A 25,757-nucleotide genomic window follows, 5' to 3' on the forward strand; every position below is an offset into this window, starting at 1 on the left:
AATAACGAGGAATAAAACAATGAAAAAAATAGTCCTGATGTTATCGCTGTCTATTATTTTTTTATTCAATGGTTCGGTACTTGCCAAAAGCTACGAAGTTATTCGCTTTGGCGTTGACCCCAACTACGCGCCCTTTGCCTATAAAGACAACACCGGTCAACTGGTCGGTTTTGAAGTTGATATCGGCAACGCTATCTGTGCACACCTGGATGTCCGTTGCCAGTGGGTCGAGATTGACTACGACGCTATGATCCCAAGCCTCAAGGCCGGGAAGATCGACGCCATACTGGCCTCGATGAGCATTACTGCCGCACGCCTGAAGGTGATTGATTTCACCTCCGAAGTGTTCTCCAGCCCGACTGCCATGGTGTACAGGCAAGGTACCCGCCTGGAGGCGCCCAGCGGTCAATCTGTCGGCTATTTGCAAGGCTCCATCCAGGAGGTCTATGCCAAGCAAGTGCTGGCCAAGGCGGGCATGAAGGTGGTGGCCTATCCCGACCAGGAGCAAGTCTATGCCGATCTGATAACGGGGCGTTTGCAGGCTTCGCTACAAGACGCACAGCAAGCCCGCAGCGGATTTTTACGCTCGCCCCGTGGTGCCGGTTTTGTCCTTGGTCCTGTGATTGAAAGCGAATTGATGCCAGCAAAAAGTGCCATCGGTCTCGCCAAGGGCAACGCCGCCTTGAAAGGCATGCTGGACCAGGGGTTGGCGGCGCTGCACACGGATGGCACCTATGCCCGCCTGCAAGACCAGTACTTCGACGGCATGGACATGTTCAGCGGCAATTGACCGCTCTTTATCAAGTAAGGAGCGGGCACTTATGTTTGAACCATTATTGCCGGTCGCCGCGCACTTCATGACGAGCCTGCTGGGCTATGGCCCCCTGTTGCTGCAAGGCATCTGGCTCACACTCAAGCTGGCGTTGTTATCCCTGCTGCTGGGGCTGGTCTTTGGCTTGATCGGGGCGTGCGCGAAACTGTCCAGAGTGTGGGGCTGGCGCTTCTCGGCCCAGCTTTACACCACGCTTATCCGAGGGGTGCCGGATTTACTGCTGATGCTGCTGATTTTCTATGGTCTACAAACCGGGCTGAGTCGCCTGACAAACGCCTTGGAATGGGCCTACATAGAAATCGACCCGTTTAGCGCGGGGGTTATTACCCTGGGGTTTGTCTATGGGGCTTACTTTACCGAGACGTTCCGTGGGGCCTTGCTGGCGGTGCCCGGTGGGCAAGCGAATGCTGCCAAGGCATTGGGCCTGACTCCCTGGCAGGGCTTTGTGTATGTGGTGTTCCCGCAGATGATGCGGTTCGCTTTGCCAGGCCTTGGGAATAACTGGATGGTCTTGCTCAAGGCCACGGCGCTGGTATCGATCATTGGCTTGGCCGATCTGGTGAAGGTGGCGCAAATGGCGGGCAAGGGCAGTCAGCAGCTCTTGGGTTTTCTGCTGTTTGCGGCGCTGATCTATCTCTTGCTGAGCAGTGTGTCCAACGCGCTGTTGCGTTGGCTTGAGCGCCGTTACAGCAGCGAGAGCCGGCTATGATCGAGCTGATCCAGGAGTACTGGCGACCCTTTCTCTACTCCGACGGCGAACAGCTCACTGGGCTGGCGATGACCTTGTGGTTGACCAGCCTGTCGCTATGCCTGGGATTCATCGCGGCGCTGCCCTTGTCCATTGCCCGGGTTGCATGCCGGCGGCGGCTGCGCTGGCCTGTGCAATGCTTCACGTACCTGTTTCGTGGTTCGCCGCTCTATATCCAGTTATTGATCTGTTACACCGGCATTTACAGTATTGCTGCAGTACGCGAACAGCCATTGCTGGATGCTTTTTTTCGCGACGCGCTCAATTGCACCGTACTGGCCTTTGCCCTCAATACCTGTGCCTACACCACCGAAATATTCGCCGGGGCCATTCGCGCCATGCCCCGTGGCGAAGTCGAGGCCGCTCGAGCCCTGGGGTTTGACGGCTGGAAGCTCTACGTTTACCTGGTCATGCCCGTCGTGGTGCGTCGTTCATTGCCCTACTACAGCAATGAAGTGATTTTCATGCTGCATTCTACGACGCTGGCCTTTACGGCCACGGTTGCGGACCTTCTGAAAGTGGCGCGGGATGCGAGTTCCACGACGTTCCTTACGTTTGAGTCCTTTGCCATTGCCGCGCTCCTTTACCTGTTGACCACGTTTGCCCTGGTGGGGCTGTTCCGCCTGGCGGAGCGGCGCTGGTTGAGCTTTTTGGGACCCGGCCGATAGGAGGTCGATATGCAAATAGAACGACATGAACTGTTGGCGGCGATGCCGGGCATGTCCCGGCAGATTTACAGCTTTCATTACGGACCGCCGGCGTCCTGCGGAAAAATCTATATCCAATCTTCCCTGCACGCCGATGAGTTGCCGGGCATGTTGGTGCTCTGGCATCTCAAGCAACGGCTGGCCGCCCTTGAGGCATCGGGCGTGCTGCGTCGACACATTGTGTTGGTACCCGTCGCCAACCCGTTGGGTTTGGAGCAGGTGTTGATGGACGTGCCCCAGGGGCGCTTCGATAACGAAAGCCGGGAGAACTTCAATCGGTTTTTCCTCGACCTCAGTCAGCAGGTGGGCGATGAAGTGGGCGCGAAACTGACCGATGACCCTGTCCGCAACCTGCATCTGATCCGCGCAAGCCTGAAAGCCGTCCTGGCCCGTCAGGTCCCCACGACGCAACTGCAATCCCTGCGCCTGACCTTGCAAACCCTCGCCTGTGACGCGGATATGGTGCTGGACCTGCATTGCGACTTCGAAGCGGTGCAGCACCTGTACCTGGCGCCGGACTTCTGGCCACAAGTCGAGCCTCTGGCGCGCTACCTGGGTGCCGAAGCCTGTTTCATGGCGCACGAGGCGGGGGGGCAATCGTTCGACGAGTGTTTCACACTGTTCTGGAGGCAGATGCAGGCGCGCTTTGCCGGACGTATTCAGTCGCCGGGCTTCGCGGTAACCGTGGAGTTGCGCGGTGTGGCCGATGTGGATCACGGGCTGGCGCGCCGGGACAGCCAGGCGCTGATTGATTACCTGACCTATATAGGGGCCATTGAGGGCCTGGTACCGCAACTGCCCCCTCTGCTTAACCCACCCACACCGCTGGCGGGGGTGGAGCCGATAGTGAGTCTGGCGCCTGGGCTGATCGTGTTTTGCGCCAGGGTTGGCGACGCCCTACAGGAGGGGCAGCGGGTCGCCGAGATCATTGATCCGATCACCGACCGCTCGACACCGGTGGTCTGTGCTCATGGGGGGATGTTGTATGTGCGCTCGTTACGGCGGATGGCGACGGCGGGTATGACGATTGCCCATGTCGCGGGTGTCAGGGCCTATCGACAGGGCGACCTGTTATCGCCTTGACAGGTCAGGGCAGCGGCGAAAAGGGCGAACGCCCATCCGCACTCTGCAATTCCTGCAGGTAATTGCGGAAAATCTGCCCCAGCACCTGGGTCGCCACTTCCAGCTCGTCGCGCTGCATGTGCTCGGCCACTTCGTCAGCGGTGTCGAGCGCATCTTCGGCGCCGTTGACCGCCGCCATCTTCAGCACGATATACGCCTGCACGTTGTTGGCCGGCACGCCTTCGCCATGGAAGAACATGCTGCCCAGCTTGAACTGCGCCTGGGCATGGCCTTGCAGCGAGGCTTTTTCGAAGAAGCTCAAGGCTTTGTTCAGGTCGCGGGCAGGGTTTTTGTCGTCGTAGAAGAATTCGCCCAACTCGTATTGCGCCTGCGCATCCCCGCCATCGGCCAGGGTTTGGCAGGCGCTCAGCGCCTCGGCCTGGCTGTCGGACTGAGTATTGAGGGTGCAACGACCCATCGCTGGGATCAACAACGAGTTGCCGCCCGCTTGTGCATGTGCAAGCAGCGGTTGAAGGAGCAACAGGCAGCCCAGAACCAGGGTGCGGCCGGTGCGTTTCATGGGAATCGACTTACCTCTGACGGGGCGCGTGGAGCCACGTGGGGATCCAATAAGCGCGCATTATGAAATAAGCAGGCCTCTGCTTACAAAGTCTTTACTCGTTTTTCTGCTGCGTGGGCAAGTTATCTGCCGGATTGCAGGTATTTTCTCGAAAAAACGAGGAAATTTCTGTAAGCAAGGTAACAAATCTGACGCCGCCAGGGGCGACGTCAGGTTATGGCTGTCTTACTTCAGTGCGGCGAAGGCGCGCTCGGCAGCATCCAGGGTCAGTTTCAGCTCGGCGTCGCCATGGGCGATGGAGGTGAAGCCGGCTTCAAAGGCACTTGGTGCCAGGTACACGCCACCTTCGAGCATCAGGTGGAAGAAACGCTTGAATAGGTTGGCATCGCTGCCCATCACATCGTCAAAGGTCACGATGTCGTCGGCACCGCTGAAATACAGGCCGAACATGCCACCGGCCTGGGTCGTGACGAACGGGATACCCGCTGCATCGGCGCGTTGTTGCAGGCCGTCCAGCAAACGCGTGGTGTAGGCGCTCAGCTCGGCATGGAAGCCAGGGCGGCTGATCAGGCGCAGGGTGGTCAGGCCGGCGGCCATGGCCAGCGGGTTACCGGAGAGGGTGCCGGCCTGGTAGACCGGGCCCAGCGGCGCGATGTGCTGCATGATCTCGCGCTTGCCGCCGAAGCAGCCTACCGGCATGCCGCCGCCGATGATTTTGCCGAAGGTGCTCAGGTCCGGCGTTACGCCGTAGTGAGCCTGGGCGCCGCCGAGGGCAACGCGAAAGCCGGTCATCACTTCGTCGAAGATCAATACCACACCGTGTTTATCGCACTGCTCACGCAAGCCTTCGAGGAAACCCGGGGCCGGCGGTACACAGTTCATGTTGCCCGCCACCGGCTCGACGATGATGCACGCCACCTCCTGGCCGACTTCGCTGAGCATTTGCTCGACGGCGCCGATGTCGTTGAACGGCAAGGTCAGGGTGTGCTTGGCAAACGCAGCTGGCACGCCAGCCGAACTCGGAACGCCCTGGGTCAGCAGGCCGGAGCCGGCCTTGACCAGCAGGCTGTCGGAGTGGCCGTGGTAGCAGCCTTCGAACTTGATGATGCTGTCGCGGCCGGTGAACCCACGGGCCAGGCGAATCGCGCTCATGGTCGCTTCGGTGCCGGAGCTGACCATGCGCACCATCTCCATCGACGGTACGATCGAGCACACCAGGTCGGCCATTTCGGTTTCCATGGCGGTGGGCGCGCCGTAGGACAGGCCGTGTTCCAACTGCTTGCGTACTGCGTCCAGCACGTCGGGGTGGCTGTGGCCGAGGATCATCGGGCCCCACGAACCCACGTAGTCCACATAGCGCTTGTCATCTTCGTCGGTGACGTAGGCGCCTTCGGCGTGCTTGAAGAACAACGGCGTGCCGCCGACGCTCTTGAACGCACGCACGGGGGAGTTCACACCGCCGGGGATGTGTTTCTGGGCATTGGCAAACAACGTTTCGGAACGAGACATGGGCAGGCTCTCTGAATTCAGGATTTGAGGAGTTCGTTGAAGGCGCGGGCGCGGCGCGTCACGTCCTGGGGGCTGTCGGCACCGAACAGGCCGTGGACCACTGCCAGCAGGTCGGCACCGTGCTCCACCAGGGGCGCGGCGTTTTCCAGGGTGATGCCGCCGATCACGCAGATCGGCACCTGCAGGCGCGCGCGGGCCTGGGCCAGCATTTCAACGGTGGCTGCGGGTGCACCGGGTTTGGTCGTGGAGTTGAAGAAGCGGCCAAAGGCAACATAGCTGGCACCTTCGCGCGCAGCCTGTTCGGCCAGTTCGATCTGGCTGTGGCAGGTGGAGCCGATAATGGCATTGCGCCCGAGTAACGCCCGGGCCGGGGTCAGCGGGCCGTCGGTCTGTCCCAGGTGAACGCCGACGCCCAGGCGCGCGGCCAGTTCGGCATCGTCATTGATGATCAGGTGGGTCTTGTAGCGCGAGCACAGTTCACGCAGAGCCTCGGCTTCGCGCAGGCGACGGGCCTCGTCGCTGCTCTTGTCGCGGTATTGCAGCAAGGTCACGCCGCCTTCCAGCGCGGCCTCGACGTAGGACAGGAACTTACCGGCCAATAGTTGGCTGTCGGTAATGGCGTACAGGCCACGTAGTTTCATCGAGCAGGCCCCTTGATATTACGAACAGAAATCCAATGGCAGGCGACGCGGCACAAATTGCCCCTGGCCCAGTTGTTCGGCGTCCCGCAGGGTGCGCCAGGTGTAATTGAGTGCCGACTCCACGGCGCTGGCCAGGCTTTGACCCTGGGCCAGGCGGCCGGCCAGGGCGCTGGCCAGAGTGCAACCGGAGCCGTGATAGCTGCCGGGCAGGCGCTGGCAGGTAAACGTGTGGCGTGTGCCGTCGCGGCTGTAGAGGCGATTGTGCACCTCATGCTCGTCGCCATGGCCGCCGGTGATCAACAGGTGCTTGATAAACGGCAGCAGTTTCTCGGCGCATTCATCCGCCGTGCCGTTGGGCAGTTCGGCGAGGATGCGCGCCTCAGGCAGGTTGGGCGTGGCAATCAGCGACAAGGGCAACAGCCGCTCGCGCATCGCATAGCCGACCTCGTCCTTGCCCAGGCTACCGCCGCCGCCGGCGCGCAGCACCGGGTCGCAGACCACCGGCAGGTGCGGGTGCTGCTGGAGCAGTTCGACCACGGTATCGACCATCACCGTGGACCCGAGCATGCCCAGCTTGACCGCCGCGACTTCGGAGTCACCGAGCACGGCGTTGGCCTGGGCCAATACCCACTCGCGGTCGAGCACGCGGAAATCGCTGACATTCACGGTGTTCTGCACGGTCAGCGCGGTCACGGCCGGGGCCGCATGACAGCCTTGGGCGAGCAGGGCTTCGATATCTGCCTGCAAGCCGGCGCCACCACTGGGATCATGGCCGGAGAGACAGAGGACAACGGGGCGAGAGCTGTAGATATTCATGGTGCGCGAGCTTACCACCAAACGCTTTTTGCGTGGCTGTCGGGCAGTGCTGGTATTTGACGCCGAAACACACTGGTAAATGGCTATAAGCCATCATCCATTTCTAGCAATTAGTGCGCTGAAAGGCCCGGTCTAGAGCCTTTCAAAAAATTATTTCAATGGTGTCTTTTGGCCTTTACCGGCTATGCTAGAGTGGATCCAAACAACTTAAATGTATCGCCGGTGTACGTCATCTCAAAAGGAATGGGGGGCTTTTGACATAACCGGACAGGCCACGCTGGGGCTCTATGCGCTATTTGCTGATGTTTCTCTTGTGCGGGCTGCCCCTGTTGGCCGGCGCCGTCGAGTTCAATGAAACCACCCGAAGTCTTCCCCTGGGCCGGGTCATGCAAGTACTCGAAGATCCAAGCGGCAATCTCACCATCGCCGAGGCCCGTTCAGCGGCACTCGCCAGTCGCTACACCCCGCACGATAAAGACACCCTGAATGCCGGCTATTCGCGCTCGGCGTTCTGGCTCAAGGTCGATCTGCATTACCTGCCCAAGGATCCCGACGCCCTGCGCACCTGGCTGCTGGAGCTGGCCTATCCGCCCCTTGATCATCTTGAGTTGTACCTGCCCGAGGGTGACGGTGACTATCGCCTGGCCGGGCGCACCGGGGATGCATTGCCCTTTGCCAGCCGTGAGATTCGCCAGAACAATTACCTGTTCACCGTCGACTTCAGCGCGGGCGAGCAGAAAACCCTGTATCTGCGCCTGCAAAGCGAGGGTTCGATCCAGGCGCCGCTGACCCTGTGGTCGAGCACCGCCTACCTGGAAGATCAGCCGCTGCGCCTGTATGTGCTGGGCCTGATCTACGGTGTGCTGCTGGGCATGCTGGTGTACAACCTGTTTATCTACCTCAGCGTGCGCGATACCAGCTACCTCTATTACATCCTCTATATCGCCTCGTTCGGCATGTACCAGCTCTCGGTGAATGGCGCGGCCGTGGAGTATTTCTGGCCCGACAACCCCTGGTGGGCGAATGCGGCGACGCCGTTCCTGATCGGCGCCTCCGCGTTGTTCGGCAGCCTGTTTGCCCGCAGCTTCCTGCACACTGCCCTCTACAGCCGCTGGCTGGACCGGGTGCTGCTGGTGCTGGTGGGGACGGGGGCGGTGGTGATGGTGTTGTCGCTGATGACCAGCTACGCCCTGGCCCTGCGCCTGGCGACCGCGCTGGCCCTGGTTTTCACCGTGACCATCTTTGTCGCCGGGATCAAGGCCTGGTGCTGTGGCCAGCGTGTGGCGCGGTATTTCATCATCGCCTGGTCGGCGTTCCTGATCGGCGGGGTGATCAACACGCTGATGGTGCTGGGCTACCTGCCCAATGTGTTTCTCACCATGTACTCCAGTCAGATTGGCTCGGCCATTGAAGTCGCCTTGTTGTCCCTGGCCCTGGCCGACCGGATCAACGCGATGCGCGAACAGCAGGCGCAAATCCTGTTTGATGCCAGCCAGAAACTGGAAGTGCTCAACCAGCAACTGGCCCACAGCAACCAGTTGAAAGACGAATTCCTCGCGACCCTGACCCATGAACTGCGCACCCCGATGAACGGGGTGATTGGGTCGTTGGAACTGATGCAGACCGAGCCTCTGGCCGGCGACCTGGCGCAGTACCAGCAAACCGCCGCCGGCTCTGCGCGGGACATGATGCGCATGGTCAATGGCATCCTCACCCTCACCGAGCTGCAAGCCGGTCGCCTCAGTGTGCAACCGCAGGTGTTCAGCCTGCGCGGGGTACTTGATACCTTGCGTCAGCAGTTCCTGGGCAATGCCCAGAGCAAGGGGTTGGCGTTCTCCATCGACGTGGCGAGTGAGTTGCCGGATCGCCTGGACGGCGATGCAGGCAAACTGATGCAGTGCCTGGAATGCCTGCTGGATAACGCCTTCAAGTTCACCCACGACGGTGCGGTGCGCGTGCGCGTAGTGGGCCTGCCCCAGGCGGATGGCCATTTGCATCTGACGTTTATTGTTAGCGACTCCGGGATTGGCTTTGCGCAACTGGATGAGGCGACCCTGTATCAGCGCTTCTTCCAGGTGGACGGCTCGACCACCCGCGAATATGGCGGCCTGGGCATTGGCCTGGCGATCTGCCGGCAGTTGATCGAGTTGCTCGGCGGGCGCCTGACCCATCATTCCGAACCGCGCAAGGGCAGCCGATTCCAGCTGGAGGTGGCCGTTATCGCGGTGCCGCCGGAGCCGGCCCGGGCCGTGGACCTGCACCGCGCGCCACAAGACTGCACGGTATTGCTGGTGGAGGACAACTGCGTCACCCAGTTGGTCTTGCGTGGCATGTTGCTCAAGCTCGGTTACCGGGTGAAAGTCGCGGACAGTGGCCCCACGGCCCTGGCGATGCTGCAGGAGGGGGCGTTTGATGCGGTGTTGCTGGATGTGCCCGAAGATGGCTTCTCCCTGTGCTGCCAGATCCGGGCCTTGCCAGGGTGCGGCGAGCTGCCGGTGATCGCCCTGAGCGACGCCCTGCAAGGCAGCGCCCGCCAGCATTGTCACGGCGTCGGCCCGACCGAGCAGTTGCTCAAGCCGGTGCGTTTCGAGCTGTTGCAAGCCGTGTTGCAGCGCCGCCTGCTGTGCCCGCTAGAGGGTGAAAGCGCCGGCAGTTAGGCGCTTATGCCACTTTTTTAAGCGCAGTGACGATGCTTAACTGAATTCAAGGCCTCAATCAACGCGGCCTTTTATCAGGAGGCCCGTCATGAATCTGCACCAGTTCGCCGAAACCCACGACGTTACCAACCAGCCACCGTCACTCGATGGCGCCAATTTGTATCGCCTCGACCTGCCCTTGCAGGAGTGGTCGCGGCGCTTTGGGGCAGGCTGGGCAGAGGCTCGCATCGACGCCTACGGCGCCTTGGCGGGTGGACCGCTGATGGCGGCGGGGTTCCTGGCGAATCAGAACAAGCCGGTGTTCAACAGCCATGATCGCTATGGTCACCGCATTGATCTGGTGGAGTTTCATCCGGCCTATCACGAACTGATGCGCACCGCCGTCGAGCATGGCCTGCCTTCGCTGCCCTGGGCCCATCCCCAGGCGGGTGCCCATGTCGCCCGCGCGGCCATGACCTACCTGCATAGCCAGGCCGAAGCTGGCACGGGGTGCCCGCTGACCATGACCTTCGCCTGCGTGCCGGCCCTGCGCCTGCAGTCGGATCTGGCTGACACCTGGCTGCCGAAAATCCTCAACACTGAATACGACCCGCGCAATGTCGGCATCGCCCATAAAACCGGCGCAACCATCGGCATGGCCATGACCGAGAAACAGGGCGGCACCGATGTCCGGGCCAATACCACCCGCGCCTGCCCCTTGGGCGCCGGCGGCCCAGGCCAACCCTATGAGCTGGTGGGCCATAAGTGGTTCTGTTCGGCGCCGATGTGCGACGCCTTCCTGACCCTGGCCCAGACTGACAAGGGTTTGACCTGTTTCCTACTGCCCCGGCAGCGCCCGGACGATACGCGTAACCAGTTCTATATCCAGCGCCTGAAAAACAAGCTCGGCAACTGCTCCAACGCCTCCAGCGAAGTCGAATTCCGCGGCGCCCTGGCGTGGATGGTCGGCGAAGAAGGCCGTGGCGTACCGACCATTATCGAGATGGTGGCCATGACCCGTTTCGACTGCATGGTTGGCTCCAGTTCCTTGATGCGTCAGGCGCTGACCCAGGCCAGCCATCATTGCGCCCATCGTTTGGTTGGTGGCCGCGTGCTCAGTGAACAGCCGTTGATGCAGAACGTGCTGGCGGACCTGGCCCTGGAAAGCGAAGCGGCCCTGGCCTTGAGCCTGCGCATGGGCCGGGCGCTGGACCATCTGGCCGATGAGCAGGAAGCCAAGTTCGCGCGGCTGGTGACGGCGGTGGGCAAGTATTGGATCTGCAAGCGTGCGCCGGCGATGATCAACGAAGCCGCCGAATGCATGGGCGGCGCCGGCTATGTCGAGGACAGCATCCTGCCGCGCCTGTACCGTGAGGCGCCGGTCAATTCGACGTGGGAAGGTTCCGGCAACGTGCAATGCCTGGACGTGCTGCGGGCCTTGTCGAAAGAGCCCGGTGTGCTGGAGACATTGTTTGTCGAACTGGGCGATGGGCATGGCGATAAACGCCTGGCCCGACATATCGAGCAATTGAAGTCGGCGTTTACGGACACCCAGGATATCCAGTACCGGGCGCGGCAGTTGACCGAGGATATTGCTGTGGCCCTGCAGGCAAAATTGCTGCTGGAGGCGGGCAATGCCAGTGTCAGCGATGGGTTTATAGCCAGCCGCTTGGGCGAATCGTCGGGGCGGGTATATGGCACCTTGCCACGAGGTGTGGATGTGCAGGCCATCGTCGCCCGCTCAACTCCGTCTCTCTGAATAAACCCGGTAAAAAATGTGGGAGCTGGCTTGCCTGCGATAGCGGTGGGTCAGCTACCTCTATATTGGCTGATCCGCCGCCATCGCAGGCAAGCCAGCTCCCACAGCGGTTGCATTGATCTTCAGTGGGCATTCCAATTCAGAGTTTGCGTCTGGCAGCGATGCAGGCAAGATGACCTCCTGCATGTAAGAAAACAGGAAGCCTACCGTGACCGAAGCTTTTGTTGTCGTTCAAACCGCCGAAGAGGCCGTGGACCGGCTGGCGGCTCTGCATGAGCGTGCTACCGGCGCGCTCAACCAGGCCCTCAAGCAATACCTCAAGGATCGCGTCGAGCCCGACGCCGCACAGCGTGCTTTGTTTCGCTATCCGGAACTGCGCCTGACCTACCACTGCCACGGCGAAGTCCCACAGACCACCCGCGCGTATGCCAAGGTGCAGTTGCCGGGCACTTACAGCGTCACCGTCACCCATCCGTCAGCGTTTCGCAAATACCTGCTGGAACAACTGGTGCCGCTGATGCACGACTTCACCGTGACGGTGGAAGTGGGCGTCAGCCAGCAGAACATCCCTTATCCGTACGTGGTCGAGCAGGGTGATGAACTGGCCGGCTCCGGCGTAACGGCCGCGACCCTGGCACGGGTGTTCCCCAGCACCGACCTGTCTGCCGCCACCGATGGCATCGCCGATGGCCTTTATGACTGGGAAAACACCGACCCACTGCCCCTGGCACTGTTCGATGCGGCCCGCGTGGACTTTTCCCTGCGTCGCCTGGTGCACTACACCGGCAGCGACTGGCGCCATGTGCAGCCGTGGATTCTGCTGACCAACTACCACCGCTACGTCGACCAGTTCATCGTCCATGGCCTGGAACAGTTGCGCAGCGACCCACGCTTTATCCGCATGGTGTTGCCGGGCAATGTGATCATCGAAAAAGGCATGGACCATGGCGAAGCGTCTGCCATTGCCGCAGGCGTGGTCTGGCACCGTTATCAGATGCCGGCCTACCACTTGCAGGCCAGTGACGGCCACGGCGTGACCCTAGTCAACATCGGTGTCGGCCCGTCCAACGCCAAGAACATCACCGACCACCTGGCGGTGCTGCGTCCCCATTGCTGGCTGATGATTGGCCACTGTGGTGGCCTGCGCCAATCCCAGACCATCGGTGACTATGTGCTGGCCCACGCTTATATGCGGCGCGACGGCATTCTCGACCGCGTGGTGCCGCCGAACATTCCGATCCCAGCCCTGGCCGAAGTGCAGATGGCATTGCAACAAGCGGCGGCTAACGTCACGGGCGAGAAGGGCGAGCAACTGAAAAAGCGCCTGCGCACCGGTACCGTGTTGACCTACGACGATCGCAACTGGGAACTGCGCTGGGCCCAGGAGCGGCCGCTGATCAACCTATCCCGCGCCGTGGCCGTGGATATGGAGAGCGGCACCATCGCCGCGCAAGGCTACCGTTTGCGGGTGCCTTACGGCACATTGCTGTGCGTGTCGGATAAGCCGTTGCACAGTGAAATCAAGTTGCCAGGTTCGGCCAACGCGTTCTATGAACGGGCTGTGAGCCAGCACTTGAAGATCGGTATCGAGGCGGTGGACTTGTTGCGCACCGAGCTCAACTCGTTGCACTCGCGCAAACTGCGCAGCTTTGACGAGCCGCCGTTCCGCTAAATAGCGGGGTGGTTATTTAACGGTCAGGCCACTAGCATGGTCGGTCCTGACCGTTAGATGTTCCATTGCCATGTCCCGTCCTGCCCGCCCTGACTCGCGCCGCCCTGGCGTGAAACCTCCCCATGCCGCTGCTCGCCGTGTCGCCAAGGCACCGCCGGCCGAGCCGAAGCTGATCCTGTTCAATAAACCTTTTGATGTGCTGACCCAGTTCAGTGACGAAGGCGGTCGCGCCACGCTCAAGGATTTTATTGATATCCCGGGCATCTACCCGGCTGGGCGCCTGGACCGGGACAGTGAAGGCCTGCTGCTGCTGACTAACGATGGCCAGTTACAGGCGCGGATTGCCGACCCCAAGCACAAACTGGCGAAAACCTATTGGGTGCAGGTGGAGGGCGAGCCCACCGAGGAGCATCTGCAACGTCTGCGCGCCGGTGTGGAGTTGAACGATGGCATGACCTTGCCGGCTGAAGCCCGGCGACTGGACGAGCCGGTACTCTGGCCCCGCAACCCGCCGGTACGTTTTCGTAAAAACATCCCGACCTATTGGCTGGAGCTGGTGATTCGCGAGGGGCGCAACCGTCAGGTACGGCGCATGACCGCCGCCGTAGGCTTGCCGACCTTGCGTCTGGTGCGGGTGAAAATCGGCGACTGGTCGATTGAAGGCCTGGGCCAAGGCCAGTACCGCGAAGTGCCGGCGCGCTTATAAAGCCCCGGACTCAATCAGGCCGATCACCACGCTCTTGATGATAAACGCGGCCACGCCCAGGCCCAGCACGAAGAACAGAATCAGCGAGCCAAAGCGCCCGGCCTTGGATTTCTTCGCCAGGTCCCAGACGATAAAGCCCATGAAAATGATCAGGATGGTGACCAGGCCGGTCATCATCCATTCTTCAAACAGCACGGGGTCAATCGAATTCATTGGGCAGTTTCCGACAAAGGCAGGCGCGGAGTATAAGGCAAGGGGGCAGGTTCAAAGTTGACCTGCGTCGGTGCGTCGCACCCTGATGTCATTGCCTGAACATGGGCAAAAAGTGGCAGCTGGCTTGCCTGCGATAGCGGTGTGCCTGCAAGACCGCTATCGCGGGCAAGCCCGCTCCCACATGGGATGGGTGGGGCGTCTTAGGTACGCAGGTGAGTCAACGGCAACTCCGTGCTGTTGAGCACCTGGTTCAGCACAAAGCTGGAGCGCACGCTGGTCACGCCCTCAATCCGGGTCAGGTGCCCCAGCAGCAGTTTTTGGTAGTGGTCCATATCCGGCACCACCACCTTCAGCTGATAGTCGGCATCCATCCCGGTGACCAGGCTGCATTCCAGCACTTGCGGCAAGGTGCGGATCGCCGCTTCAAAGTTCTCGAAACGTTCGGGCGTGTGTCGGTCCATGCCGATCAACACGTAGGCCGTGAGGCTCAGGCCAAGCATCTTGCGGTCGAGCAGGGCGACCTGGCGTGAGATGTAGCCGTCGTCCTCCAATTGCTTGACCCGGCGTGAGCAGGGTGACGGTGACAGGCCGATCCGCTCGGCCAGCTCCTGGTTGGAGATCCTCGCGTCGCGCTGTAATTCCGCCAAAATACTCAGGTCGTATCGGTCAAGTTTGCTCATGGGGCTGGCCTTTGTCGTAACTATTGCTGCGAATTATCTATCCAGGGTTAAAAATTGCGCAAGCACTGTTTATTGACGCAATCTTCGCAATCATCTGTCGGGCCCTCACGCCTATGATTACCAACAGAATCACTGCCCGGACATAGAGTCCACAGCAGCCCGCCCAATCAGGCCGGCTGCGGCCCGCCAACCCCACCGGGTTGTGCCGGCCCCCGGGCTGCACACTGTCCACAAGACGGCGTGAGGTGAGCCAACGTCATAAGCGTTGAGCCAGGACGAAGTTCTCAAGGGGCGACCGACGGGTCGCCCCTTTTCTTTTGCCGGCGAAAATTGTGCTGGTGACTGATAACCTGTCGCAGAACCGGGCCCGGCTTTTCCAGTCTCATGCACAGGCCCTAATCCGCAGTGAGGAATAGCATGAAGCGCATCTGGCGTTTGGCAGGTGTAGGTGTGTTGATGGTCACCTTGGGCACGCAGGTGATGGCCGACGAACGAGACAACGCACCCCGCCAGGGGCAAGGCCCGCAGGGCGGTGGTGGACCGCGTGAGCGGGGGCCGGAACACAGCCAGCCGCGCCCGCAAAACCAACCGGTAGAGCGCGCCGGCCAGAACGGCCAGTGGCAGGCTCGCCCTCAAGGGAATGAAGCACCGCGCCCGGCACCGCAGGCGGGGAGCAATCTGCCGATCCAGGGCCGGCCCGATTCCGTGGGCCAGACCCAGGAGCCGCGCCAGGGCAACTACCGTGACATTCCCCGGCGCAATGATGGCAACCCGCATTGGCAAACCGGTGGCCCTGGCTCGCGGCCTGGCTACAACGGCCACCCCAATGATAACCGCTGGCCAGGCCGCCCCGACGGGCACGGCAATGGCTGGGGCCCGGGCCCGCAGTATCGGCCCGGCTACACGGTGGACCGCTTCCCCGACCGCAATTACCGTGTGCCCTATCGCGGCCAGGATTACTTTTTCTCGGGCGGCTATTGGTACCGGCCCCAGGGCCCGCGCTACGTTGTGGTCACGCCACCCTATGGGATCCGCGTGCATTACCTGCCGGACTATGCGCGGGAAGTGTGGGTCGGCAGTGCGCTGTTTTTCCTCGCCGCTGGCGCTTATTACAGCTACGAGACCAGCACCCAGCAGTACGTGGTGGTGCAACCGCCGGTGGCCATGCCCCCGCAGCCGACGCCCCAGGGCAACGGGTATGACGTAGTGGCCTATCCCGCCAATGGCCAATCTCCCGCCCAGGTGCAGCAGGACGGTTACGATTGCTATCGCTGGGCGGTGCAGCAAAGTGGCTTCGACCCCCAGACCGTCACCTACGCGCCTGCGCCGGCGGTGGTGCAAACCTACCGCCAGGCCCAGGGCAACTGCCTGAGCAGTCGCGGGTACCAGGTGACCTACTAGGCCTTGCTGCCCGTGACCACTTCCTGCGGGTCGGCGTGCACCAGCACCTCGGCCCGTGGGTAGGCCTGATGGATGGCATCGGCGGCCTGGTCGCTGATGCCATGGGCTACCGACAAGCTCAACTCCCCCGGCAACTCCAGATGCAACTGCACAAACCAGTGGTTGCCGGAAATCCGCGTGCGCAAATCATGGGCACCCAGTACGCCGGGCACGCTACAGGCCAGTTCCAGCATGTGCTGGCTGACGTCTGCCGGCAGTTCTTCGTCCATCAGCACGGCAAAGCTTTCCCGGGCGATCTGGATCGCGCTCCACAAAATGTACAGGGCGATCGCCAGGCCAAACCAGGCATCGACCTGATGCCAGCCGAAGGCCGCCAGCACCAGCGCCAATAGAATGCTGCCATTGAGCAGCAAGTCGGAACGGTAGTGCAGCGAGTCGGCGCGCACCGCGTTCGAGCCGGTTTCGCGGATCACCCGGTGTTGCACGGCCAGCAGCGCCACGGTCAGCACCAGCGACATCACAATCACTGCAATACTCAGCCAGGGCGCGCCCACGGGTTCCGGGTGCTGCAGGCGTTGGTACGCCTGGAAGGCGATCAATACCGCGCTGCCGGCGATAAACAGCGCCTGGGCCATGCCCGCCAGGGATTCCGCCTTGCCATGCCCGTAGCGGTGATCATCATCCGCCGGGCGCAGCGCGTAGTGCACCGCCAGCAGGTTGAGCAGTGACGTCACGCCGTCGAGCAGCGAATCGGTCAGCCCGGCCAACATGCTCACCGAACCACTGAACCACCAGGCGATGGCTTTGCCGATAATCAGAATACTGGCCACGCCGACCGAGGCGCGGGTGGCCAGGCGCAATAGCCGGGCGTGTTCGGTGCTGGTGTTCATGGGGCAATCAAGTCCTTACGCAGCAGGTTGCAGGCCCAGGGACGCGAGTTGTTGCACGCTGCCCTTGAACTGGATCAGGCGCGGGTCGTCCAGCGGCAGGTTGCGGCCGGTTTCGTGCTCGATGATGGTTTGCAGCTTGGTGTTATCCACCTTGCCGTCGGCGCCGATGGCTTCTTGCAGTTTTTCGGGGGCCACTTGTGCGGTTTTGCCGGGCTCGAAGTAAATCGCGCCGGTGGCGAAGTCCACGCCAAAGGCGATCAGGCCGGGGATCACATAAAACAGCAGGCCGACCGCGTCGAGCACGGCAATTGCCGGGTCGATCTTGCCGTCGATCTGGCCACGGCGATCAGGATAGAAAATCGAACCGCAGGCCGTCAGTTGGCTCAACAGGGTGACGGCCAGAACACCGCCGATGACACGGGAAGCAATACGCATGAGACTCTCCTGAACACTTGTAGGGTGTGACTATAAAGCAGATCTACCAGGTGCCCCCCTCTAATGTGGGAGCCTTTCCAAAGGGACATGGCGGCGCCTGAGAGAGCACCGATATCCAGCCGTTCGCCGTTATACTCGCCGCTCTGCTTTGGAGCCAGTATGAATTCGTTGCCAATCGATGATGTTTTACCCGCCTTGCGCGAAGCCTTGGCGACGCGCCATGAAGTCGTGCTCGAAGCACCGCCCGGCGCCGGTAAGACCACGCGGGTGCCGTTGGCGCTGTTGCACGAAACCTGGCTGGCCGGGCAAACCATCCTGATGCTTGAACCCCGCCGGCTCGCCGCCCGCGCCGCAGCCGAACGCCTGGCCAGTGAGCTGGGTGAAAAGGTCGGGGAAACCGTCGGCTACCGGATCCGCCTGGACAGCAAGGTCGGCCCCAACACCCGTATTGAAGTGGTCACCGAAGGCATCCTCACCCGGCGCCTGCAGGATGATCCGGCGCTGGATGGCGTGGGCCTGCTGATCTTCGACGAATTCCACGAGCGTAGCCTCGACGCCGACCTGGCGCTGGCCCTGAGCCTCAATGGCCGCGAGCTGTTTCGCGATGAACAACCGCTGAAAATCCTGCTGATGTCCGCCACCCTTGAAGGCGAACGCCTGTCGGGGCTGCTCGACGACGCGCCGATCCTGCGCAGTGAAGGGCGCATGTACCCGGTGCAGATGCGCTGGGGGCGGCCGTTCCAGCCTGGGGAATTTATCGAGCCGCGGTTGGTGCAGACCATTCTTGAAGCCCTGCACGACGAAACCGGCAGCGTGCTGGTGTTCCTGCCGGGGCAGGCGGAGATTCGCCGGGTCCATCAACAGTTGGCGGATGCTCTCGGTGAGCGCGGCGATGTGCTGCTGTGCCCGCTGCATGGCGAGCTTGACCTGGCAGCGCAGCGAGCGGCCATCGACCCGGCGCCGGCGGGCAAGCGCAAGGTGGTACTGGCCACTAACATCGCCGAGACCAGCCTGACCATCAATGGCGTGCGGGTGGTGATCGACGCCGGGCTGGCGCGGGTTCCGCGTTTCGACCCCGGCAGCGGCATGAGCCGTCTCGACACCCAGCGCATCTCCCGCGCCAGCGCCACCCAGCGTGCCGGCCGGGCCGGGCGGCTGGAGCCGGGCGTGTGCTATCGGTTGTGGTCCGAGGACCAGCATGAAGGGCTGGCGGCCTATGGCAGCGCGGAAATTCTCTCGGCAGACCTGGCCGGCCTGGCCCTGCAACTGGCGCGCTGGGGCGTGACGCCAACACAATTGGTGTGGCTCGATGTGCCATCCACTGCCGCTTATGCCCAGGCCCAGGACTTGCTCGAACGCCTGGGGGCGCTCAAGGACGCGACCTTGACCCCCCACGGACAGAAAATGGCCAGCCTGCCGGCGCACCCGCGTATCGCCCATTTGTTGTTGCGCGGCCAGGACCTGGGGCTGGCGAACATGGCGTGTGATGTCGCCGCGCTGCTGGGCGAGCGCGACATCTTGCGCGGTGCCGGTGCGGATGTGCACAGTCGCCTGGCCTTGTTGTCCGGCGAGGAACGCGCCCGTGGCACTCAAGGCGGCGTACAGCGGGCCCGGCAATTGGCCCGGCAATATCGCGGCTATCTAAGAGGCAAGGCCGAACAGCCGGTGGCTGATCCCGATCACCCGCGCTGGCTGGGGGCGCTGCTGGCGCTGGCCTACCCGGACCGGGTGGCCCAACAACGCCGTGCGGGCGGTGCCGAATATCGTCTGGCCAATGGGCGCGCCGCGCTGTTTGCCGAAGCCGACAGCCTGATGAAGCAGCCGTGGCTGGTCATCGCCGACCTGGGCAGCCGCCAGGGCCAGCGTGAAGAGCGGATTTACCTGGCTGCAGACTTCGACCCGACGCTGTTCGACTCGGTATTGGCCGAACAGGTGCGCTGTTTCGACCAGCTGGATTGGGACGAGCGCGAAGGCGTGTTGCGTGCCGAACGCCAGCGCAAGGTCGGTGAACTGGTACTCAGCCGCGAGCCGCTGACCGGCCTGGACGAGTCCGCCCGCAGCCAGGCGCTGGTCAACCTGGTGCGGCGCAAAGGCCTGGAACTGCTGCCCTGGACCCCGGAGCTGCGCCAGTGGCAGGCCCGTGTCATGCTGCTGCGCCAACTGGACTCCGGCAAGCCCGGCGAATGGCCCGACGTCAGCGACAGCGCGTTGCTCGCCAGCCTGGAACATTGGTTGATGCCGTACCTGGGCAAGGTCTCGCGCTTGAGCCATTTCGCCAACCTGGATCTTTTCAGCTTCCTGCATAACCTGCTGCCCTGGCCGCTGCCCCAGCGCCTGGATGAACTGGCGCCCCATCATTTGAAGGTGCCTTCGGGCTCATCGGTGCGCCTGGACTATAGCGAGCATCCGCCGATTCTCGCGGTGCGCCTGCAGGAACTGTTTGGCCTGGCCGATACCCCGCGCATCGCCGGTGGACGGCAGGTGGTGAAGTTGCACTTGTTATCGCCAGCGCGGCGTCCGGTGCAGGTGACCCAGGATCTGGCGAACTTCTGGCGCAGTACCTACGCCGAGGTGAAGAAGGATCTGAAGGGGCGGTATCCCAAGCATTACTGGCCCGATGACCCGTTGGTGGCAGAAGCGACCGCGCGGATCAAGCCGCGCAAGTAATCATGCTTAATATCTGAATGTAGGAGCTGGCCTGCGATAGCGATCTGTCCGCCAGAACCTGGCCAACTGACCCAGCGCTATCGCAGGCAAGCCAGCTCCTACACCAACCCTATTCCACATCGGGTTGTGTCCTGTGGGCTATTGCGCGGCGGGCAGCAGGAACCGTGCAATCACCGGCAAATGATTGGAAATACGCAATGTATCGTCCTGCCGCACCCGCGCTTCAACCTTCTTCAACCTCGGGCTATAGAACAGATAATCCACCGTACGGTCCGGCCCATCGAGGCCCGGGTCATTGGGGAAGTGGGTCAGCCACTGGGCGCGGTCGATCCCGCTGGATTGACTGTTGCTGGGGACCATCGGGTATTTATCCCACAACAGATGCAGCTCACTGTCCGGCGAATACTGCCCGCGTCTGTCGGCGTCCAGGCGCAGGAACTGCCCCAGGGGCAACAGATTGAAATCCCCGCCAATCAGCCACGGCGTGCCCCGGCTTTCGAACTTATCCAGCAGCTTGATGGTCGCCTCGACCTGCTCGCGCACCGCGCTGTGGCCGGGGGCGGCGTTGTCCAGGCGGGTGTTGAGCACCGCCAGTTGGCCCCCGTCGCTCAACGGCAGGTAACTGAGCAGCAGCGCGGGCTTGGGTTGAAACTGACGGCTGATCAGGTTGGCCGGGGCCACCGGCAGTTGCAGGCGTTCGGCATGTTCGATCTGGTAGCGGCTGAGGGTCACCAGCTTGCGGCCGACACTGCCGAAGATATGCCGGTCGGGCACAAAGTCGGCTTTCCAGTCGAAGGCCTCGACGCTGCACGGGTAGAGGTCCACCAGCCGCTCCTGAAGCAGCGCCAGTTGGTCCTGGTAGTGGGATGGCTTGGCGCCTTCGTCCAGTTCCTGCAGCAACAGTACGTCCGGTTGCTCGTCACGGATCACCCGCGCCACTTCGTCCAGGCTGGAGGCCATGTCTTCAGGGGTGGGGCGCTCGTCCGGGCCACTGCCGTCGGGGGTGTCGTACCAGAACACATAGTTCTTGCCCGCCAGGTATTGCACGTTCCAGGTCATCACCTTGAGTGCCTGGCCGGGCAGCAGCGTCGGCGCACGCGGGGCCACGCAGCTGACGGGTAGGGTCTGTTTGTCGGCGGGGCGCCAGGTCAGGCTGTAGATCAGGGCCGTCAGCAAGCCTGCGAGGATCAGCAGGCCTACCAGGGTTTTACGCAGTAAACGGGTCATCGGCTCGCCTTATGGCGCTGCGGGACAGGCCCCGAGCATACCCGACCGGTGGCCGGGAGCCCAGGGAGCACGTTAGCGAGCGTCGGCATCACCGGCGATCAGCATGAACAGGCGGAACAGCACTACGCTGGTAAACAGCTGCAAGAAGCTATGGGCACTGTCGATCAGCACCGCCAGCAGCGGGTTCTGCGGGTCGGGCCAGGCTGCGACGCTGGCACCCTTGAGCAGCCACAGTGGGGTCATCACGCACAACAGGCAGACCAGGATGCGCAGAAAATGCCCACGGGTCAGACGGAAACTTTCCTTCATCGCCGCCAGCGCGGGCATCCCGCGCAGCACCAGCAAGTACTCGGCGAAGGCCAGGGTGACCATCAGCCATAGCCCCGGCAGGAAATACAACGACAGCCCCAGCAGAATCAGCAGGGTGCTCATGGCCGTCAGCAACGCGTAGCGTGGCCACAAGGTCAGCGCCATGGCCAGCACGGCGGCGGTGCGCGGCGACTCGCCACGGCTGCGGGCGTCGAGAAACAGGATCAGGGCGGCGGTGTACAGCGGATACACCAGCAAACCCACGATCATGCTGTAGCCGGTAAACGCCTCCGGGCCCAGGGTGCGATCGAGCACTTGTTGCAGCACGGCCTCGAGGATCACCAAGGGCAGGCACAACTGCACGATGGCGCCCAGGTTGCGCTGGAAAAAGTAGAAAGAGTCGCGCAGAACGGTCAACGGATTCATCAAAGTCATCACAGGCGGAAAAAGCAGCGGACACTTTAACCGATCACCGACAAACGTAAACCTTGGGTAAAGATCATTGAAACGCCGCAGGCCAGCCCCATTACTGGTGGCGTACCTTGCCCATTGCGGGCGGGACGCAGATTTTTACCGGCAATCTAACGAGGTCGCCATGAACAGCGAAGAGCAAACCCTGATCGACGGACTGTTTTCACGGTTGCAGCAAGCCGAAACGGACTCAGCCCCCCGCGACGCCCAGGCAGAAGCGCGGATCAAGGAGCACATCACTCGCCAACCGGCCGCCGGGTATTTCATGACTCAGGCGATTCTGGTGCAGGAAGCCGCGATCAAAAGCCTGGATGCGCAGAACAAGCAGCAGGCGCAACAGATCCAGCAATTGCAGGATGAACTGCAACGGGCCAAGACAACGCAGCCGGCCACCAGCGGTGGTGGGTTCCTGTCGAGCATCTTTGGCGGCAGCTCCCGCGAGCCGCAGCCTGCGCCGAGCGCGCCGGCCTCTGGCGCGGGTGGTTGGCGCGAGCCGACTCGGCCCGGCTTCAACAGCGCGCCGACGCCGCAACAGAGCTTTGGCACCCCGCAACAGAACTATCAGCAACCCCAGCAGGCGGCGCCCGCAGGTGGTGGTTTTCTCGGTGGCGCCCTGAAAACCGCCGCCGGGGTGGCCGGGGGGGTGATGCTGGCCCAAGGCATCAGCAGCCTGTTCAGCCACAACCAGCAGCCGCAGGTGGTGGAAGAGATCGTTCGCGAAGAGCCGGCGCCTGCCAGTGACAACGGCGGCTGGGGCAATGACGAGCAGCGTTTCGCTGACAATGACAGCGCCGACAGCGGTTATGCCGACGATTCTTCCTTCTTTGGCGACGACGACTCCTTCGTCTGACACCCACTGAACCGGGGCGCGCTGTCGCCCCGGTCTGATTTTTCTCGGAAACTTCCTCTTGGCTGGCATACTGACGACCTTTGCGGGCCATCACGTCCGCCAGTGCGATGAGGATATACGGTGAAAAAAATTGCAGTGTTCGCCGATGTGCAGAACCTCTATTACACCGTGCGCCAGGCCTATGGTTGCCACTTCAACTACGCCGCCCTGTGGGCCGATATCAGCCAGCGCGGGCAGATCGTCGAGGCGTACGCCTATGCCATCGACCGTGGCGACAGCAAGCAGCAGCAATTCCAGCAGATCCTGCGCAACCTGGGCTTTACCGTGAAGCTCAAGCCGTACATCCAGCGCAGCGATGGCTCGGCCAAGGGCGACTGGGACGTGGGCATCACCATCGACATCATGGACGCCGCCGCCCATGTCGACGAAGTGGTGCTGGCCTCGGGTGATGGCGATTTCGATATGTTGCTCGACCGCATCATCCATAAACATGGCGTCGAAGCCGTGGCCTACGGCGTGCCGGGGCTGACGGCCAATTCGTTGATCCGCGCGGCCAGTCGCTACGTGCCTATCGAAGGCGCGTTGTTGCTCAAATAGATTTTCAGATGGGGTTGGAACAGGTTTGGAACGTATAGCGGTCATCGACTTTGAAACCACCGGCATCTCGCCGAGCAGCAGTTGCCGGGCCACGGAAATCGCCGTGGTCATCCTGGAGCAGGGCCAGATCGTGGACCGCTACCAGAGCCTGATGAACGCCGGTGTGCGCGTGCCGGGGTTTATCGAGCAGCTGACCGGCATCAGCAATGCCATGCTGCGCAGCGCGCCGCCGGCCGAGCGGGTGATGAACGAGGTCAATGAATTTGTTGGCACCACGCCGCTACTGGCGCACAACGCCGCGTTCGACCAGAAGTTCTGGGACTTCGAACTGGGCCTGATCCGCCGCACCCGCCTGCAAAAATTCGCCTGCTCGCTGCTCCTGGCCCGCCGGCTGATGCCCACGGCGCCCAACCACAAACTCGGCACCCTGACGTCCTATGCGCAATTGCCCCACACCGGCAAGGCTCACCGGGCGATGGCGGATGCGGAAATGGCGGCCAACCTCACCGCCCACCTGGCCCAGGAACTGCGCCGCACCCACGGCTTGCGCGAGTTGACCCATGATCTGCTGTGCAGCCTGCAAAAAGTGCCGGCAGCGAAGATCAATGACCATCTGAAGAAACATCGCGGGTTCTGATCCCGATTCTCAGAACGATAAAGAGCAAAATGTGGGCGTCGGGTGTGGGTAGGCCAGTTGGTGTATTCGTGGCTGATACACCGCTATCGCAGGCAAGCCAGCTCCCACATGGGATCGCATCCAGTCCGGGCAATCGGGTCAACTGTGGGAGCCGGGCTTGCCCGCGATAGCGCTCGCTCAGGCGCCGCCATTCTTTCCCTCCAAATACCCCAATGGCAACCGCCGCTCTACGGCGCTCGACAAGATGATCGAGGTTTTGCTGAACCCGAATTTCGCCACCCGGTTGATCAGGCTTTCCAGTTCCGGCATTGAACCCACCGCCGCCTGCATGATCACGCAGGGGTCGCCGGTGACTCGGTGGCATTCGGTCAGTTCGGGGATTTCTGCCAGCGCGTCGTAGACTTTCTGGCTGCCGTTTTTGGTCAAGCGCAGTTCAATCGTGCACTGGATCGGCAGGCCGATCTTGGACAGGTCGACCTTGGCCTGGTAACCGGTGATCACTCCGCAGGCCTCCAGCTTGGCCACGCGTTCAGCCACGGCGGGGGCGGAGAGGTTTACGGTGCGGGCCAGTTGCGCGTAAGTGGCGCGCCCATCCTTGAGCAGGGCGCTGAGAAGCATGCGATCGTATTTGTCCATGAATAAGGCTCTGGCAATGGCGGGCTTTCGAATACAAGGCTTATAGCTCTGATAACCATGATTTGAAAAGTGTATGGGCGCTTTAAACAGGTTTTGTAACTTATGTTTACTGGTGTGGATTTCTAAAATAGCGATCCCTTGTCCTGCTGCAGAGCTGCCCATGCCTGGCCCACGTCGTTTTCCCTTACCGTTGATCGCAGCTTTTTTTGCGCTGTATGTGATTTGGGGGTCTACCTACCTGGTGATCCGTATTGGCGTGGAGTACTGGCCGCCGCTGATGTTGGCGGGTATTCGCTTCTGTACTGCAGGGGCGCTGATGTATGGCTACCTGCGCTGGCGCGGGGTGCCGGCACCGACCTGGGCGCAGTGGAAAGCCGCGGGCATGATCGGCATCTTGCTGCTGACCTTCGGTAATGGCGCAGTGAGTGTGGCTGAACACAGCGGCGTGACTTCAGGTGTCGCTGCGCTGGCCGTGGCGACGGTGCCGTTGTTTACCTTGCTCTGTGGATATTTCTGGGGCGCGCGTAATACCCGTCTGGAGTGGGCCGGGGTGATTCTGGGGATGATCGGCATTGCCATGCTCAATATGGGCTCCAACCTGCAATCGAGCCCGTTGGGCGCTGGGCTGCTGTTGTTTGCCGCCGCTTCCTGGGCTTTTGGTTCGGTATGGAGCCGGCACTTGCCGTTGCCCCAGGGCGCCATGGCCAGCGCCGCCGAAATGCTGATCGCCGGGGTGGTGCTGTTGATCGGAAGTGCACTCAAGGGCGAGCACCTGCAAGCGATGCCCCCGGTGGAAGGCTGGCTGGCCCTGGCTTATCTGACCGTATTTGGCTCGATCATCGCCTTCAACGCTTATATGTACCTGCTCAAGCACGTGCGTCCGGCAGCGGCCACCAGCTATGCCTACGTCAACCCGGCGGTGGCGGTGTTGCTGGGCATCGTGTTTGTCGGCGAGACCATTGGCCTGGAAGAAGCCCTGGCGATGTTGGTGATTATCAGCGCCGTGTTGTTGATCAGCTTGCCCCAGTGGCGCAAGCCGAAGCCGGAAATAAGGTAAACTGCCGCGCATTACGCCC

At 62.0% G+C, this 25,757-nt stretch carries 25 protein-coding genes; 14 read left to right on the top strand and 11 right to left on the bottom strand.

Annotation, left to right across the window (positions count from 1 at the left end; all coding sequences use genetic code 11):
- Nucleotides 1-19: 19 nt before the first annotated feature.
- Genes HBR94_RS00830 through HBR94_RS00845 form a run of 4 tightly spaced genes read left to right on the top strand, consistent with a single transcriptional unit; the run spans nucleotide 20 to nucleotide 3,370 of the window.
- Nucleotides 20-790: a transporter substrate-binding domain-containing protein gene (locus HBR94_RS00830; protein WP_115129068.1), complete on the top strand. Its 771-nt coding sequence runs from the start codon at nucleotides 20-22 to the stop codon at nucleotides 788-790.
- A 31-nt stretch (nucleotides 791-821) separates the two neighbouring features.
- Nucleotides 822-1,541, top strand: a complete 720-nt coding sequence (locus tag HBR94_RS00835; RefSeq protein ID WP_169989727.1) for an ABC transporter permease subunit — start codon at nucleotides 822-824, stop codon at nucleotides 1,539-1,541.
- Complete coding sequence (locus tag HBR94_RS00840) at nucleotides 1,538-2,248, top strand: ABC transporter permease (protein WP_170044015.1); 711 nt, start codon at nucleotides 1,538-1,540, stop codon at nucleotides 2,246-2,248. The genes HBR94_RS00835 and HBR94_RS00840 overlap by 4 nt, the downstream gene beginning before the upstream one ends.
- Before the next feature lie 9 nt (nucleotides 2,249-2,257).
- Nucleotides 2,258-3,370, top strand: a complete 1,113-nt coding sequence (locus HBR94_RS00845) for a succinylglutamate desuccinylase/aspartoacylase family protein (RefSeq protein WP_170044016.1) — start codon at nucleotides 2,258-2,260, stop codon at nucleotides 3,368-3,370.
- 4 nt (nucleotides 3,371-3,374) lie between these two features.
- Here the strand turns inward: HBR94_RS00845 and HBR94_RS00850 are convergent, their stop codons facing one another.
- From HBR94_RS00850 to HBR94_RS00865, 4 genes are all read right to left on the bottom strand, one after another.
- Nucleotides 3,375-3,929, bottom strand: coding sequence for a tetratricopeptide repeat protein (locus tag HBR94_RS00850; RefSeq protein WP_057439017.1), 555 nt, complete (start codon nucleotides 3,927-3,929; stop codon nucleotides 3,375-3,377).
- 225 nt (nucleotides 3,930-4,154) lie between these two features.
- Complete coding sequence (hemL, locus tag HBR94_RS00855; RefSeq protein WP_057439018.1) at nucleotides 4,155-5,438, bottom strand: glutamate-1-semialdehyde 2,1-aminomutase; 1,284 nt, start codon at nucleotides 5,436-5,438, stop codon at nucleotides 4,155-4,157.
- Nucleotides 5,439-5,455: 17 nt separating this feature from the next.
- On the bottom strand, nucleotides 5,456-6,079 hold the full coding sequence (thiE, locus tag HBR94_RS00860) for a thiamine phosphate synthase (protein WP_057439019.1): 624 nt from the start codon (nucleotides 6,077-6,079) through the stop codon (nucleotides 5,456-5,458).
- 18 nt (nucleotides 6,080-6,097) lie between these two features.
- On the bottom strand, nucleotides 6,098-6,895 hold the full coding sequence (locus tag HBR94_RS00865; protein ID WP_120734190.1) for a hydroxymethylpyrimidine/phosphomethylpyrimidine kinase: 798 nt from the start codon (nucleotides 6,893-6,895) through the stop codon (nucleotides 6,098-6,100).
- A gap of 287 nt (nucleotides 6,896-7,182) precedes the next feature.
- Here HBR94_RS00865 and HBR94_RS00870 point away from each other — a divergent pair, with 287 nt between their 5' ends.
- From HBR94_RS00870 to HBR94_RS00885, 4 genes are all read left to right on the top strand, one after another.
- Nucleotides 7,183-9,552 (top strand): 7TM diverse intracellular signaling domain-containing protein, encoded by a 2,370-nt coding sequence (locus tag HBR94_RS00870; RefSeq protein ID WP_170044017.1) that lies wholly within the window; start codon nucleotides 7,183-7,185, stop codon nucleotides 9,550-9,552.
- A gap of 88 nt (nucleotides 9,553-9,640) precedes the next feature.
- Nucleotides 9,641-11,290, top strand: a complete 1,650-nt coding sequence (locus HBR94_RS00875) for an acyl-CoA dehydrogenase family protein (protein ID WP_170044018.1) — start codon at nucleotides 9,641-9,643, stop codon at nucleotides 11,288-11,290.
- 208 nt (nucleotides 11,291-11,498) lie between these two features.
- A complete protein-coding gene (gene amn / locus HBR94_RS00880) occupies nucleotides 11,499-12,962 on the top strand; it encodes an AMP nucleosidase (protein ID WP_057960680.1) in 1,464 nt (487 codons plus the stop codon).
- Nucleotides 12,963-13,032: 70 nt separating this feature from the next.
- Nucleotides 13,033-13,668 (top strand): pseudouridine synthase, encoded by a 636-nt coding sequence (locus HBR94_RS00885; protein ID WP_057960679.1) that lies wholly within the window; start codon nucleotides 13,033-13,035, stop codon nucleotides 13,666-13,668.
- On the opposite strand, the gene HBR94_RS00890 is transcribed toward HBR94_RS00885, so the two are convergent.
- Together HBR94_RS00890 and HBR94_RS00895 are read right to left on the bottom strand one after the other, a co-directional pair.
- Nucleotides 13,663-13,872 (bottom strand): DUF2788 domain-containing protein, encoded by a 210-nt coding sequence (locus HBR94_RS00890; RefSeq protein ID WP_057439039.1) that lies wholly within the window; start codon nucleotides 13,870-13,872, stop codon nucleotides 13,663-13,665. The genes HBR94_RS00885 and HBR94_RS00890 overlap by 6 nt on opposite strands.
- Before the next feature lie 209 nt (nucleotides 13,873-14,081).
- Nucleotides 14,082-14,561 (bottom strand): Lrp/AsnC family transcriptional regulator, encoded by a 480-nt coding sequence (locus tag HBR94_RS00895; protein ID WP_003176264.1) that lies wholly within the window; start codon nucleotides 14,559-14,561, stop codon nucleotides 14,082-14,084.
- Between the two features lie 417 nt (nucleotides 14,562-14,978).
- On the opposite strand from HBR94_RS00895, the gene HBR94_RS00900 reads away from it, so the two are divergent.
- Nucleotides 14,979-15,962 (top strand): DUF6515 family protein, encoded by a 984-nt coding sequence (locus tag HBR94_RS00900; protein ID WP_170044019.1) that lies wholly within the window; start codon nucleotides 14,979-14,981, stop codon nucleotides 15,960-15,962.
- Here the strand turns inward: HBR94_RS00900 and HBR94_RS00905 are convergent.
- Together HBR94_RS00905 and HBR94_RS00910 are read right to left on the bottom strand one after the other, a co-directional pair.
- Nucleotides 15,959-16,852: a cation diffusion facilitator family transporter gene (locus HBR94_RS00905; protein WP_057439024.1), complete on the bottom strand. Its 894-nt coding sequence runs from the start codon at nucleotides 16,850-16,852 to the stop codon at nucleotides 15,959-15,961. The two genes, HBR94_RS00900 and HBR94_RS00905, sit on opposite strands and share 4 nt — an antisense overlap.
- 15 nt (nucleotides 16,853-16,867) lie before the next feature.
- A complete protein-coding gene (locus HBR94_RS00910; RefSeq protein ID WP_057439025.1) occupies nucleotides 16,868-17,287 on the bottom strand; it encodes a hypothetical protein in 420 nt (139 codons plus the stop codon).
- Between the two features lie 159 nt (nucleotides 17,288-17,446).
- Between HBR94_RS00910 and hrpB the strand changes: the two genes are divergently transcribed.
- Nucleotides 17,447-19,954, top strand: coding sequence for an ATP-dependent helicase HrpB (gene hrpB / locus HBR94_RS00915; RefSeq protein ID WP_170044020.1), 2,508 nt, complete (start codon nucleotides 17,447-17,449; stop codon nucleotides 19,952-19,954).
- Between the two features lie 138 nt (nucleotides 19,955-20,092).
- On the opposite strand, the gene HBR94_RS00920 is transcribed toward hrpB, so the two are convergent.
- Together HBR94_RS00920 and HBR94_RS00925 are read right to left on the bottom strand one after the other, a co-directional pair.
- Nucleotides 20,093-21,181, bottom strand: a complete 1,089-nt coding sequence (locus HBR94_RS00920; protein ID WP_115129061.1) for an endonuclease/exonuclease/phosphatase family protein — start codon at nucleotides 21,179-21,181, stop codon at nucleotides 20,093-20,095.
- Between the two features lie 72 nt (nucleotides 21,182-21,253).
- A complete protein-coding gene (locus tag HBR94_RS00925; protein ID WP_057441178.1) occupies nucleotides 21,254-21,916 on the bottom strand; it encodes a YciC family protein in 663 nt (220 codons plus the stop codon).
- Nucleotides 21,917-22,085: 169 nt separating this feature from the next.
- On the opposite strand from HBR94_RS00925, the gene HBR94_RS00930 reads away from it, so the two are divergent.
- The 3 genes from HBR94_RS00930 to HBR94_RS00940 all read left to right on the top strand — a co-directional run bounded on the left by HBR94_RS00930 (nucleotide 22,086) and on the right by HBR94_RS00940 (nucleotide 24,045).
- Entirely contained in the window at nucleotides 22,086-22,811 is a 726-nt protein-coding gene (locus HBR94_RS00930; RefSeq protein WP_170044021.1) for a DUF2076 domain-containing protein, read from the top strand.
- Between the two features lie 120 nt (nucleotides 22,812-22,931).
- Nucleotides 22,932-23,408, top strand: a complete 477-nt coding sequence (locus HBR94_RS00935; RefSeq protein ID WP_032861784.1) for an NYN domain-containing protein — start codon at nucleotides 22,932-22,934, stop codon at nucleotides 23,406-23,408.
- A gap of 25 nt (nucleotides 23,409-23,433) precedes the next feature.
- Nucleotides 23,434-24,045 (top strand): 3'-5' exonuclease, encoded by a 612-nt coding sequence (locus HBR94_RS00940; protein WP_057441176.1) that lies wholly within the window; start codon nucleotides 23,434-23,436, stop codon nucleotides 24,043-24,045.
- 177 nt (nucleotides 24,046-24,222) lie between these two features.
- Here HBR94_RS00940 and HBR94_RS00945 read toward each other — a convergent pair whose 3' ends face one another.
- The gene (locus HBR94_RS00945) at nucleotides 24,223-24,681 is read right to left on the bottom strand and encodes an Lrp/AsnC family transcriptional regulator (RefSeq protein WP_057441175.1); all 459 of its coding nucleotides are present in this window, start codon (nucleotides 24,679-24,681) and stop codon (nucleotides 24,223-24,225) included.
- 160 nt (nucleotides 24,682-24,841) lie between these two features.
- Between HBR94_RS00945 and yedA the strand changes: the two genes are divergently transcribed.
- Nucleotides 24,842-25,738, top strand: coding sequence for a drug/metabolite exporter YedA (gene yedA / locus HBR94_RS00950; protein WP_057958360.1), 897 nt, complete (start codon nucleotides 24,842-24,844; stop codon nucleotides 25,736-25,738).
- The last annotated feature ends 19 nt before the right edge of the window (nucleotides 25,739-25,757 follow it).

This window comes from Pseudomonas sp. WS 5412 (genome assembly GCF_012985615.1).
GTDB lineage: Bacteria > Pseudomonadota > Gammaproteobacteria > Pseudomonadales > Pseudomonadaceae > Aquipseudomonas > Aquipseudomonas shahriarae.

Coding starts and splice junctions, on each gene's coding strand:
- hemL (WP_057439018.1), bottom strand. CDS start 5,438: ATGTCTCGTTCCGAAACGTTGTTTGCCAATGCCCAGAAACACATCCCC.
- HBR94_RS00835 (WP_169989727.1), top strand. CDS start 822: ATGTTTGAACCATTATTGCCGGTCGCCGCGCACTTCATGACGAGCCTG.
- HBR94_RS00830 (WP_115129068.1), top strand. CDS start 20: ATGAAAAAAATAGTCCTGATGTTATCGCTGTCTATTATTTTTTTATTC.
- yedA (WP_057958360.1), top strand. CDS start 24,842: ATGCCTGGCCCACGTCGTTTTCCCTTACCGTTGATCGCAGCTTTTTTT.
- HBR94_RS00870 (WP_170044017.1), top strand. CDS start 7,183: ATGCGCTATTTGCTGATGTTTCTCTTGTGCGGGCTGCCCCTGTTGGCC.
- HBR94_RS00845 (WP_170044016.1), top strand. CDS start 2,258: ATGCAAATAGAACGACATGAACTGTTGGCGGCGATGCCGGGCATGTCC.
- HBR94_RS00925 (WP_057441178.1), bottom strand. CDS start 21,916: ATGAATCCGTTGACCGTTCTGCGCGACTCTTTCTACTTTTTCCAGCGC.
- HBR94_RS00905 (WP_057439024.1), bottom strand. CDS start 16,852: ATGAACACCAGCACCGAACACGCCCGGCTATTGCGCCTGGCCACCCGC.
- HBR94_RS00885 (WP_057960679.1), top strand. CDS start 13,033: ATGTCCCGTCCTGCCCGCCCTGACTCGCGCCGCCCTGGCGTGAAACCT.
- HBR94_RS00920 (WP_115129061.1), bottom strand. CDS start 21,181: ATGACCCGTTTACTGCGTAAAACCCTGGTAGGCCTGCTGATCCTCGCA.
- HBR94_RS00865 (WP_120734190.1), bottom strand. CDS start 6,895: ATGAATATCTACAGCTCTCGCCCCGTTGTCCTCTGTCTCTCCGGCCAT.
- HBR94_RS00850 (WP_057439017.1), bottom strand. CDS start 3,929: ATGAAACGCACCGGCCGCACCCTGGTTCTGGGCTGCCTGTTGCTCCTT.
- HBR94_RS00910 (WP_057439025.1), bottom strand. CDS start 17,287: ATGCGTATTGCTTCCCGTGTCATCGGCGGTGTTCTGGCCGTCACCCTG.
- HBR94_RS00895 (WP_003176264.1), bottom strand. CDS start 14,561: ATGAGCAAACTTGACCGATACGACCTGAGTATTTTGGCGGAATTACAG.
- hrpB (WP_170044020.1), top strand. CDS start 17,447: ATGAATTCGTTGCCAATCGATGATGTTTTACCCGCCTTGCGCGAAGCC.
- HBR94_RS00945 (WP_057441175.1), bottom strand. CDS start 24,681: ATGGACAAATACGATCGCATGCTTCTCAGCGCCCTGCTCAAGGATGGG.
- HBR94_RS00840 (WP_170044015.1), top strand. CDS start 1,538: ATGATCGAGCTGATCCAGGAGTACTGGCGACCCTTTCTCTACTCCGAC.
- HBR94_RS00875 (WP_170044018.1), top strand. CDS start 9,641: ATGAATCTGCACCAGTTCGCCGAAACCCACGACGTTACCAACCAGCCA.
- thiE (WP_057439019.1), bottom strand. CDS start 6,079: ATGAAACTACGTGGCCTGTACGCCATTACCGACAGCCAACTATTGGCC.
- HBR94_RS00900 (WP_170044019.1), top strand. CDS start 14,979: ATGAAGCGCATCTGGCGTTTGGCAGGTGTAGGTGTGTTGATGGTCACC.
- HBR94_RS00930 (WP_170044021.1), top strand. CDS start 22,086: ATGAACAGCGAAGAGCAAACCCTGATCGACGGACTGTTTTCACGGTTG.